We start from the raw sequence: 11,053 nt of genomic DNA, 5'->3' as shown, positions 1-11,053 counted from the left end.
TGGCTGCGTGTGCCTGGAACTTGAGAAAGTGGTTAGCCATTTTCTTTTTGCTCGAAAAAGATGGTGAGTTTTGGCTGTTTTGTAGTGAAATTGATGCAAAATCTAAGAAATCTTGCTTTTGGGTACGGCTCTGAATTTTGCGTAAATCAGATGCCGTACATTTAAACTCTTGAAATGGATTTTTTCAGAACCGACTAATTATCTAGTAAAAAATGCTTTAAAAGATCCGGATGGATTTCTAAATCAATTTGCAAAATCTGGTCCATATAAACAAGTTATGTTTGATATGCATGTCAATAAAAATAGAAGTTGCTTGATGTGCCATGGACGTCCTTAAGAGAAGAACTGCATATAGCAATATAATTCCTGATCTGATGCAAGGAGTGTGATAAATACACTTTTAAAACGGATAATAGGTTTTTCTATAGCTATTTATATACCCCTTTATCTTCAATGTTTTCATCTGTTCAATGTAAGGCTTATGATTCTAAGTACTCAAATGTGAGATTAAAAAGTGAGTGTCATGATTGAGTTCTCTGATATTCAGGATATATCATTGGTCAATGAAAGATTTCGTTTGTTTTTAAGGTCTATATTATTCAGCGAAATTTTACGAGCTCACTATGAATTTAAAATATACAAATAACTTAGTAATATTTTTATTAAGTCTAAGCTTACTAACACTGGGGTTGTCGTTTGTTTTAGGCGCAAACCCTAATACATTAACGGCTACATACAGCTTTTATGGTCTTGATACTGCTCTAAGTGTTAGCACATTGGGTGTGCTGACTGGAACTGTAATGATTGCTTTAGTTGCCGCCACACTCGCTGCCCACTACAAATTAATGAAGCCAACAGCTGCACTATTTCTTGCTGTATTAGTAAGTATAGTTCCTTTGTTAACTCTATTTGCCAGTAATCGATGGGTTGAGCAGCTTGGTGGTTTCCCTATTATTGGTAGCGGGCAGGGCATTATTAAATACTTTGCAATTGTGCCTATTTACTTGTTTTTATTCTATAAAAATAAGTTAACTGATAAACAACATGTAGTTTTAAACTTTATCCCAGTTGCCATGGTTTTATTGTGGATTGGTGGCATGAAGTTTTATGAATTTGAAGCAAAAGCCATTGTAGGACTTGTTGAGACATCCCCATTCATGTCTTGGTTGTATGTGTTATTCAGTGTGCAAGGCGCATCGAATGTCATTGGTGGATTCGATGTATTATTTGCAGTGTTGTTAGGCGCAGGCATCTTGTTGAATAATAAGAAATTGATCATTCTCAGTGGCTTAGCTTGTTTGAGTGTTTTTCTGATGACTCAGACTTTTTTATTCACAACCCAAATTGCATTCAGTTCAACGACCTTGTTTCAACGCCTAGGTCAGTTTGTTATTAAAGATTTATGGTATGTCGCAAATTTAGTGGTAATTGCAACGTTAATGCTTGTTCAGCCAGCTAAGTTGAAGTAAACCGTTAATTTAAGTTGTTATATCAATAATATGGCTGTACAAGAACAAAACTAACTTCTCCTACGGGAAGTTAGTTTTGTTCTACTATTTTAATTTTATCAAATACTTATTTTACCAAAAGTCTCAATCAATGAGCTCAATGCCTAAACCCTCTAATAAACTTAATGCCTCAAAACGTGAGAATTTTGCTCCTTTAATATTATTTTCTAGCACATCAATAATATACTCTTCTGATTCACTAAAATTAACACCTTGAAGATTTGTTTTCATAAACAACGCATGCCTAAAATCACAGTATCGCATTGATGAATTCGTGTAATCTCCTTCACGAAAGTCAACATCATGTAATTTACATTCATTGAACGATAATTCATGTAGAGTGAGGCCAAAAAATGATGAATCATTTAAAGTACAGTGAGAAAAAGAGAGGCCAAAATCAAGGTGAAAAGTAGGCCACTCTGCCTTGGTCCAATCAATACCCACCAGTTTGCAATCTTCAAATTTAAGTTCAAATAACTTTGAACCTGAAAAATTGGCTAAGCTCAGGTTACAGTTTTCAAATATACAATTGATAAAATTACAATTTTCAAAGAGTACTTCCGAAAAGTCACAGTACTTAAACTGGCAATCTTCAAACTCAATGTTGTCGTATTGCTCATGAGAAAAAGTAAGTTTTATAAAAGAGGTGTCAAAGTACTGCTCATTATTTTTGATTGTTTTCATTAGTTTTTATCGATTCTTTGTGGTTTTACTGCTCAGTAGTTGTAACATATTAAAAGACGGTAATTTTATTCGTTGATGCAGCTTAATGCTAAATTATCTCAATTAATCATCTTTTTATAGGGGTTAAAAAGTTTCTTTTTATTGGCCTTTTTTTAAGCGTGCTTTTAAATGATGCCATAACCACCTTCTAATTGTGTGCAAAGGTCACAGTTAATGAGGTCGGCGCTGTTCTAAACGACTAAAAACTGCCAGTATCGATTAATTTTTTCACAACGTATTGGGTAGCGGCAGATAGTAATGAAAAATAAAAGATTGTGGTGGTTATTGTATGTGTTTACCGCTTTTGGTCTATATTGTTTAGGCTTTGATGTAGATGAATCTTTAGTTGGGGGCTTAAGAGAAACTATCAGTATCGGTTTAACAATGATGGTATATCTTCTCTGCCTGATGTATGTATTCAAACTAGAAAGATTTCTGAATTTTCGCTTTTGCTTCTTATTCCTATTTGTTGCTTTATTTGATGAGGGCTACGAATATTTCGAGTCATTTCATTTTGATAGTTCCGACTTAATCACTGCTGTGCTGGTTCTTCCAAGTTTCGTCATTCTTGGACTTTTATGTGCTGCAATAAAATCTCAGAAGCCAAAAAGGTTGTTCTATTAAACATTCATTTGTTTCAGGACCAACTCATTTCTGCAGGAGCTTTGTAGGAGATATGAAGGCTTAAAGACGCATTTAAATTCCCAAAATTAGTTATTCTGATCTTACTGTTGTGCTTGTACAATATGCTGTAAACGTTGAAGTGTGGCCATCTTCTGTTGCAAAAATAGCATCAAGACTATTTGGCACCTTTTTGAATATTATTTATTACTTTTAGCGCCAATAGTGACTCCTAATGATGAAATATCGCGAAATGTACCACCGGATAATGGCCACTCAAAGTGAACATTTTAATACATGCTTTTATTGCGGATGCATTGCGACTGAATATGATCTTGTCCCGCCATTAAAGCTTGCAGAGTTTTACTTAACAACAGGCGAAGAAGCAGATTTTTATGAAGTTCCATCCTGTAAAGAATGCTTTGATTTTTTAAAGGTAGATAAATCCGCATTATTAGGTCAACGAGTTGATGTTGCTAAAGCAAAATTGAAAAAAAAGTATGCCAAGGCGATTAGAGTCTTTCAATTGTGGGATCCCGACGAATTAAACGACTTTGATTACAATCTTAAAACAAGCTTAAGCGCAGGGATCCAACTTGGAGAAGAATCCTATGCTCGCGTCAAGAATAAAAATTTTATCTTCGAAGTTGATGGGCAAAAACGTCATGCTAATTATGTGAAGGCAGATAAACTCAGTGTGTTTGGTGAAGAGTTTGAATTCTTTCCTGAAGCTTTAGCTTACGCAAGTAAAGCCTATCGAGTACCAAAGGCAAAATTAAGCGACTTATTTGCTGAACACGGTAATGATTTCGATAATGCCATTAAGGCATTTCACGATGAAGTAGAAGAAAAAGCGTTTGAAAAGCAATGCCGTGAATTTTCAAAGCAACATAAACTGAATCTGGGGTTTATAATTCGAATTGCAAAATTGTATATGAAGCAAGATGATGAGCTTACGCTTGAAGCTGCACTAGTTAAGTTGTACGAGACTCATATAAAAAAATCATAGTGTTTTTTCTGACAATAAAACCGTCAACACCTCGTCAAGGGCTTGATTGAAATAGTATTAATATAATTTTTGCATGTAGGAGAGGTTTATTATGGTTAATAAGCTAAAGGAAAGATATGCCAATACCGTAGTCGTATTGGATTTTGAAACCACAGGTTTATCTCCTACTATGGGTGAACGTGGCATCGAAATTGGCGCCGTATTAATCGAAAATGGCAAAATCACCGATACTTTTCAAAAACTGATGAATCCCAACCGCCGTATTGATTCATTTATCGAAAACTATACAGGGATTACCAACACAATGGTTAAAAGCGCCGAGCCGTGTGCCGTGGTCATGGAAGAATTCGCTGAATTTATAAATGGGCATAACTTGGTGGCTCATAATGCATCATTCGATAAGAAATTTCTTGATGCAGAGTTTGATTACGCCAACGTGAATTATAAAGGCACTTTTGCATGCTCAATGTTACTAGCAAGACGATTATATCCACTATCTATCAACCATAAATTGGGCACGCTAGTCGATTACAAACAATTACCAACAGACGGCGTATTTCACCGAGCATTAGCGGATGCACAAATGACGGCACATTTATGGCTGGCGATGTTGGATGATTTGAATAATGACTATTCTTTGGGAGATGTACCATTTTCGTTCATGAAAACACTTTCAAGAGTAAAAGCGAGTGAAGTTCCTAATTACTTGAAAAAGCAAATCAAGTAAATATTCTCCAAAATTGATAGAAAGTCAAAAAACTCAAACTGTTTGGCTTTCTGCTTTGTAAAGCACTGTTCAGCCAAACAGCTCATGTTTTTTTTGAGTGATTAATCTTTACCGCAACACTTCTTAAATTTTTTTCCGCTTTTGCAGGCACATAGTTCATTTCTGTTTTGCTTTGCGGCAATCTTTACAGATTTAGGTTTATTCAATATCTCATTTAGCTCTATTAGGTACTCAGCTTCAGATTCAGCGATTGTAATGTTAATGGCAATATCATGCTCAGTAGCAATCGCTTGAATTTCAGCCTGCCGTTGCTCAGATTTTACAGTTACATTGATAGGTGATGATGCTGTACCTGCTTTGATCACGCGCTTGGTATTATAACCACTCATACCATATGCAGGCTTTGGCGTTTTACGACCTTTAAAGAAAAATTTGTCAGACATATAAGACTACTATTGTTTGATTTGAACTATGGGGGGGAGCTTATACAGCAAAAGACACATTGAGGGTATAGGTTAACAAACAAAATTTGTTTCAATTGTATATTAAAAGCTGAATGAAGAGTTTTACAACCGTGTGGACTCGAATCACTGAATCCTTCCATGTAAATACACTACAGACCTTGAATTACAAAACGAATTACAATTGCCAAAAAGCACTTGTCAGTAATGGATGCGGAAACTTATTCTTTTTTGTAATTTTAAATGGTTGAGAATATTTTGCTATAAGATCAGAATTTATGAACACTAATTTGGCACAAGTTAAAATTCTGAGTTTGACCAATTTTGAGTCGCAAACATCCTCATGTTCACAGCAGAGTGACCGGTGACTTAGAAGCGTATTAACAATAGGCATCAAAATAGTGAAAATGATCACTAGCTCTTAATTAAAATATTTCTTTATTCAGGTATGTTCTGTAATATGTTTTAAATACTTTTATTAGGGTTTTACGTTTGCTGCGAGTATTTACCACAACATTGATAACATTAGTTATGCTACTGCAATTATTTGTGGCAAATGTTGGTGCGCACCAAATTCATGAGACTGAACATCAAGCAGAAGGTGATAGTCACGCACATTTGCAGTTAGAGATCACTGAGGTCGTTTCAGATGATCGATGCGGCATAGATGATTGGGGGAATCACTCCCTTCAAGATCAGCATCAACACAGTAAAACTGTCGATTTGTGCTTAGACTGTCAATGTCACGCTACTTATGTCACCTTGTTTTCACCATTGCAAACAAACAGTTTAATGGCGAGAACTCATAATATTATTCTAACTACTATTCGTTATTTTCCTCCAGATATCGCCCCAGCATATCGCCCTCCAATTTTGCTTCAGCCGGTTTAATACACTCTGTTGATAACAGTTTCTTATGGAATATTACTTTTCAATATTTCTAAAACTGCCGTCAGATTAATACCTTAGATAGATCACATTTAATTTTGTGTTCTTCTACTATTGTCATCGGCTATGCCGAGGCATGAGGCAATATGATGTTAAACAATCAAATTTACAAAAATTCCACAATCGCCCTCACTATTTTGCTGACTTTAGGATGGGGCAGCGTCTGCTACGCTGGAGACGATCACTCTCATGATGTACAAGAGGAACAACAACAAGCCCATAAGGGAGAAGAACGTCACTCTGAAGTGATAAAGCTAACACAAGAACAAATGCAACTTGCTGGAATAAAGTTAACTTCAATTCAGAGCTCGATACTCAGCTTAGATAATCTTGATGTTCAACACGTTGCAACTGCAACATTAGCCGTTAATCGAAACTTAACGGCGGCGATTGATCCTCAATTGGATGTATTAGTACTAAAAAGACATATTGTTCCTGGTCAGGAAGTAAAAAAGGGTCAAGTACTACTGGAGTTAGGCGGTAAAGATGTGGCTCAAGCGCAAGCTGAATATATCAATGCTGCTAGGGAGTGGGACCGTGTAAAACGACTCGGTAAAAATGCAGTGAGTGACAGTCAGCGTCAGCAAACATTAATTGACGCAAAGCTGAAAAAAGCCATTTTGCGCTCAATCAATATGACGGAGTCTCAAATCACTGCTCTAAAGCGTTCTCCTGAACTGGTTGGAAGCTTTGAACTGTTGTCGCCACTTAAAGGCCGAGTACAACAAGATATAAGTAGGGTTGGACAAATTAATCCTGCAGGCACGCCATTGATGCAGCTGACCGATGAAACAAGCTTATGGGTTGAAGCTGAGCTCACCCCTCAACAGGCGAAGGATTTAACAGCCAAACGTAAAGCGGTCGTGAAGATCGGAAATACGTTAATTGAAGCCAAGTTAATTGGTCGCTCCCATGAGCTTGACAACGAAACTCGTACAGAAGAAGTACTTTTTAGCATCAGTAACTCATCTCATAAATTACATGCAGGCGAATTTGTTGAGTTATTCTTTTCCGCTGGAGATAAAGTTGAGCAAGGCATTGTTGTACCAGACTCGGCACTGACACGAAGTGCTGATGGTGATTGGCAATTATTTTTTAAAGACTCAGATGGGTTTGAATCTATAGAAGTAAATGTTGTTGAGCGACAAGGAGGCCTTAACCGGGTCGTCAGCCCTGAGCTTAAGCATTTAATGTCGGAAAATGTTGACGTTGTATTGGAAGGCGCTTTCTTCCTTGCCTCAGAAAAAGCCAAGTCTGGCTTTGATATTCATAATCACTAATTGGCGAGGAAATAATGATGTTACAGAAGTTCATAAGAGTCGCCATAGAAAAGCGATTATTGGTTGTATTGACGCTACTGTTTGCTATCGGTGGCAGCGTTGCAATGTTACCTAAACTGAATCTAGATGCGTTCCCTGATGTCACCAATGTTCAGGTAACAGTAAATACTGAAGCGCAGGGACTTGCAGCTGAAGAAGTAGAAAAACTGATCACCTATCCGGTCGAATCGGCCATGTACGCCTTACCAGCGGTAACGGAGGTGCGATCTTTATCTAGAACAGGGTTATCCATCGTTACTGTCGTTTTTAAAGAAGGCACTGACATTTATTTTGCACGCCAACAAGTATTCGAACAATTGCAAGCGGCAAAAGAGGCCATTCCTGATGGTGTTGGAACACCAGAGATTGGACCAAATACGTCGGGTCTCGGGCAAATATATCAATACACCCTACGAGCCGCACCGAGTTCCGGTATCTCTGCTGCTGAATTAAGAAGCCTCAATGACTATTTAATCAAGTTGATATTAATGCCAGTAAGTGGTGTAACTGACGTTTTATCTTTTGGTGGTGAAGTTCGGCAGTATCAAGTACAAGTTGACCCGAACAAACTACGCGCCTACGGCGTTAGCTTATCGCAGGTCACTCTTGCGCTTGAGAACAATAATCGCAATGCCGGCGGTTGGTTCATGCCACAAGGACAAGAACAGCTGGTTGTTCGTGGCTATGGCTTTCTCCCTGCTGGGAAAGATGGTTTAGATGCCATTGCACAAATTCCATTAATTGAACATAAAGGGACACCGGTTAAAATATCGGATATTGGCAAGGTGAGTTATGGCAGCGAAATTCGAGTAGGTGCCGTAACCATGACTCAAAGAGATAAGCAAGGTAATGCAAAAAACATGGGTGAGGTTGTCGCTGGCGTAGTACTTAAACGCTTGGGTGCAAATACAAAAGCAACAATTGATGACATTAATGCTCGTCTGCCACTTATAGAGCAAGCACTGCCCAAAGGTGTGAGTTTTGAACCGTTTTATGATCAGTCCGATCTGGTAGAAAAAGCAGTAACTACAGTAAAAGATGCGCTGTTGCTTGCGTTTATTTTTATTGTGGTCATTTTAGCGCTATTCCTCGTTAACATTAGAGCAACACTACTAGTGCTACTGTCAATCCCTGTCTCTATTGGACTTGCGTTAATGGTGATGTCTTATTATGGGTTGTCAGCAAACTTGATGTCGTTGGGTGGGTTGGCAGTGGCAATAGGGATGTTAGTTGATGGTTCGGTTGTGATGGTGGAAAACATTTTTAAACACCTAACTCAAGCGGACAAGAAAAATGCTGGTGTACCAAGCGAACCTAAATGGGAAACCAGTAAACAAGTATTAATTGCGGCAAAAGAAGTCTGCTCTCCCATATTCTTTGCGACGGCCATCATCATTGTTGTCTTTGCACCATTGTTTGCTTTAGAAGGTGTTGAGGGCAAGCTTTTTCAACCTATGGCTGTGAGTATTATTTTGGCCATGATTTCAGCTCTGGCAGTTGCATTATTCGTTGTACCTGCACTGGCCGTATACTTGTTTAAATCGGGCGTGACGTTAAAACAATCATTTGTACTAAAGCCAATTGAAACACAGTATCGAAAAGTGCTCACGTGGGTGATGCATAAGCCTAAATCAATAATGCTTTTAGCTTTAACAGCCTTTGTGCTTAGTATGAGTATTGTGCCTAAGTTAGGAACGGAGTTCGTGCCTGAATTAGAAGAAGGTACAATAAACTTACGCGTGACCTTAGCGCCGACGGCTAGCCTTCAGTCCTCCGTAAATTTAGCGCCAAAACTCGAAAAGCTAATTTTAAACTTCCCTGAGGTCAACTATGCACTGAGTCGAATTGGTGCACCTGAGTTGGGCGGCGACCCAGAACCAGTAAGCAATATTGAAATTTATATTGGATTAAAACCTGTAGAACAGTGGACTAGTGCGCATAATCGCTTTGAGCTACAACGCCTAATGGAAAAGAAATTGAGCGCTTTCCCAGGGTTACTGTTTACCTTCTCCCAGCCGATTGCTACACGTGTGGATGAGCTACTGTCGGGTGTGAAAGCACAACTAGCGATTAAATTATTTGGTCCTGATTTGAATGTGTTATCAAAAAAAGGTGAAGAGTTAAGTCAATTAGTTTCAAAAATTCCCGGTGCTGTTGATGTATCTCTGGAGCAGGTCAGTGGCGAAGCCCAGTTGGTCATTCGTCCTAATCGAGCCAAACTTGCTCGCTATGGTATTAGTGTTGACGAAGTCATGTCATTAGTCAGCCAAGGTATTGGTGGCGTGAGTGCAGGGCAAGTCATTGATGGCAATGCGAGATATGATATTAATGTCCGTTTAGCTAAACGCTTTCGTTCAAGTCCTGATGCTATACGAAATCTAATCTTAATCGGGGTGAGTGGTGCAACGGTTCGGTTAGGTGAGGTTGCTGATGTTAACGTGGAGATGGCACCACCCAATATTCGTCGTGATGACGTTCAGCGAAGAGTCGTCGTTCAAGCGAATGTTTCTGGTAGGGATATGGGTTCTGTTGTAAACGATATTTATGCTGCAGTGCCTAAAGTCAATCTCCCCGCTGGTTATACGGTTCTTGTTGGTGGTCAATATGAGAATCAACAACGAGCCCAGCAGAAACTGATGTTAGTTGTTCCTGTGTCAATCACGTTAATTGCAATGCTGTTATTTTTCTCATTTGGCAGTGTGAAACAAGTATTACTTGTGATGGCCAATGTACCGTTAGCATTGATTGGGGGCGTAATGGCCTTGTATGTTACAGGAACGTATTTATCCGTACCAAGTTCAATTGGATTTATAACATTGTTTGGTGTTGCTGTGCTCAATGGGGTAGTGTTAGTCGATGCGATTAATCAACGCAGAAAAACCAATGAATCACTGTATGACTCGGTTTATGAAGGAACAGTAGGCCGGTTACGTCCAGTGTTAATGACAGCATTGACGTCTGGTCTTGGGTTGATACCAATTTTAATATCAAATGGTGTTGGTTCTGAGATCCAAAAGCCGTTAGCCATTGTAATTGTTGGTGGCTTGTTCAGTTCAACAGCGCTGACATTACTTGTGTTACCGACGCTGTATCGCTGGGTATATAAGGATAAGTGATGCTTTAAACATTCAACTGGTTGGTTGTTTTAATATAAATGACCAACCTATTTTAGCGGTCGAGTTATCTAAAATATTTTGATTTATGGAGTAAATATTTATTCTTATCCCTTAACTGATTATTGCTTTCAATCGCTAGCACAATCGCTGGCTTTGGCTATTTTAGTCACCATTTCTATGATTTCATCATGCTCAGGATCGTTCTCTGGCATACTATTTTTGCGTTTTTGGTTGCTGTAATAACTGTTGCGCTTAACTCACAATATCTGACACATTAAATTTATCGGCCAAGTCTTCTTATTTTGGGTAATGAAGTTGTACTTTACTTCGTTACTTTTACAAAGAAGACCGTCGCCTTTTTTAATATGCCTTTCTCCATTTCTAGGCGTTTAACTTGGTTTTTAAGCTTTCTGTTCTCTTCTTCAGGAGTCAGCTTTCCATTGCTTTAAAGGCATGAACGTCATCTTCTTGGTGCTCTTTTATCCATCTGCCTATGATCAATAGTTCGGACAGTTTTATGAACTGAGCTTAATTATTCGAAATCATGAGCAGGGTTTGCGAGAATATAGTTTGTAAAAAAGACCCTGAAACCACCGCTCATGATTACTCTAGTAAATTCGG

The 11,053-nt window shown here is 38.4% G+C and carries 9 protein-coding genes and 1 pseudogene; 7 read left to right on the top strand and 3 right to left on the bottom strand.

The window, feature by feature from the left end; genetic code table 11:
* Positions 1–623 precede the first annotated feature (623 nt).
* On the top strand, positions 624–1,469 hold the full coding sequence (locus tag JQC92_RS18910; protein WP_205001108.1) for a DUF417 family protein: 846 nt from the start codon (positions 624–626) through the stop codon (positions 1,467–1,469).
* Between the two features lie 123 nt (positions 1,470–1,592).
* Here JQC92_RS18910 and JQC92_RS18905 read toward each other — a convergent pair whose 3' ends face one another.
* Entirely contained in the window at positions 1,593–2,192 is a 600-nt protein-coding gene (locus tag JQC92_RS18905) for a pentapeptide repeat-containing protein (RefSeq protein WP_205001107.1), read from the bottom strand.
* A 297-nt stretch (positions 2,193–2,489) separates the two neighbouring features.
* Between JQC92_RS18905 and JQC92_RS18900 the strand changes: the two genes are divergently transcribed.
* From JQC92_RS18900 to JQC92_RS18890, 3 genes are all read left to right on the top strand, one after another.
* The gene (locus JQC92_RS18900) at positions 2,490–2,855 is read left to right on the top strand and encodes a hypothetical protein (RefSeq protein WP_205001106.1); all 366 of its coding nucleotides are present in this window, start codon (positions 2,490–2,492) and stop codon (positions 2,853–2,855) included.
* Positions 2,856–3,087: 232 nt separating this feature from the next.
* A complete protein-coding gene (locus JQC92_RS18895) occupies positions 3,088–3,861 on the top strand; it encodes a hypothetical protein (protein ID WP_205001105.1) in 774 nt (257 codons plus the stop codon).
* 91 nt (positions 3,862–3,952) lie between these two features.
* Entirely contained in the window at positions 3,953–4,588 is a 636-nt protein-coding gene (locus JQC92_RS18890) for a 3'-5' exonuclease (RefSeq protein ID WP_205001104.1), read from the top strand.
* Between the two features lie 101 nt (positions 4,589–4,689).
* Here JQC92_RS18890 and JQC92_RS18885 read toward each other — a convergent pair whose 3' ends face one another.
* Positions 4,690–5,031, bottom strand: a complete 342-nt coding sequence (locus JQC92_RS18885; protein WP_205001103.1) for a PBPRA1643 family SWIM/SEC-C metal-binding motif protein — start codon at positions 5,029–5,031, stop codon at positions 4,690–4,692.
* 510 nt (positions 5,032–5,541) lie between these two features.
* Between JQC92_RS18885 and JQC92_RS18880 the strand changes: the two genes are divergently transcribed.
* The 3 genes from JQC92_RS18880 (at position 5,542) to JQC92_RS18870 (ending at position 10,432) form a co-directional block, all read left to right on the top strand.
* Positions 5,542–5,940 (top strand): hypothetical protein, encoded by a 399-nt coding sequence (locus JQC92_RS18880; protein ID WP_205001102.1) that lies wholly within the window; start codon positions 5,542–5,544, stop codon positions 5,938–5,940.
* 143 nt (positions 5,941–6,083) lie between these two features.
* Positions 6,084–7,277, top strand: coding sequence for an efflux RND transporter periplasmic adaptor subunit (locus JQC92_RS18875; RefSeq protein ID WP_205001101.1), 1,194 nt, complete (start codon positions 6,084–6,086; stop codon positions 7,275–7,277).
* Positions 7,278–7,294: 17 nt separating this feature from the next.
* Positions 7,295–10,432: an efflux RND transporter permease subunit gene (locus tag JQC92_RS18870; RefSeq protein WP_205001100.1), complete on the top strand. Its 3,138-nt coding sequence runs from the start codon at positions 7,295–7,297 to the stop codon at positions 10,430–10,432.
* Between the two features lie 143 nt (positions 10,433–10,575).
* On the opposite strand, the pseudogene JQC92_RS22760 reads toward JQC92_RS18870, so the two are convergent.
* Positions 10,576–10,930 (bottom strand): annotated as a pseudogene (locus tag JQC92_RS22760) (IS3-like element ISAma1 family transposase); the annotation flags it as partial.
* Positions 10,931–11,053 lie beyond the last annotated feature (123 nt).

Origin of the sequence: Parashewanella hymeniacidonis (genome assembly GCF_016900895.1) — a bacterium.
Classification (GTDB): domain Bacteria; phylum Pseudomonadota; class Gammaproteobacteria; order Enterobacterales; family Shewanellaceae; genus Parashewanella; species Parashewanella hymeniacidonis.
The sequence above is the reverse complement of the archived record's forward strand: the minus strand, read 5'-3'. Positions and strand labels throughout refer to the sequence as shown.

Bases quoted from the DNA above. Each gene is read 5' to 3' on its own strand.
- JQC92_RS18910 (WP_205001108.1), top strand. From the start codon at position 624: ATGAATTTAAAATATACAAATAACTTAGTAATATTTTTATTAAGTCTA.
- JQC92_RS18905 (WP_205001107.1), bottom strand. From the start codon at position 2,192: ATGAAAACAATCAAAAATAATGAGCAGTACTTTGACACCTCTTTTATA.
- JQC92_RS18900 (WP_205001106.1), top strand. From the start codon at position 2,490: ATGAAAAATAAAAGATTGTGGTGGTTATTGTATGTGTTTACCGCTTTT.
- JQC92_RS18895 (WP_205001105.1), top strand. From the start codon at position 3,088: ATGATGAAATATCGCGAAATGTACCACCGGATAATGGCCACTCAAAGT.
- JQC92_RS18890 (WP_205001104.1), top strand. From the start codon at position 3,953: ATGGTTAATAAGCTAAAGGAAAGATATGCCAATACCGTAGTCGTATTG.
- JQC92_RS18885 (WP_205001103.1), bottom strand. From the start codon at position 5,031: ATGTCTGACAAATTTTTCTTTAAAGGTCGTAAAACGCCAAAGCCTGCA.
- JQC92_RS18875 (WP_205001101.1), top strand. From the start codon at position 6,084: ATGATGTTAAACAATCAAATTTACAAAAATTCCACAATCGCCCTCACT.
- JQC92_RS18870 (WP_205001100.1), top strand. From the start codon at position 7,295: ATGTTACAGAAGTTCATAAGAGTCGCCATAGAAAAGCGATTATTGGTT.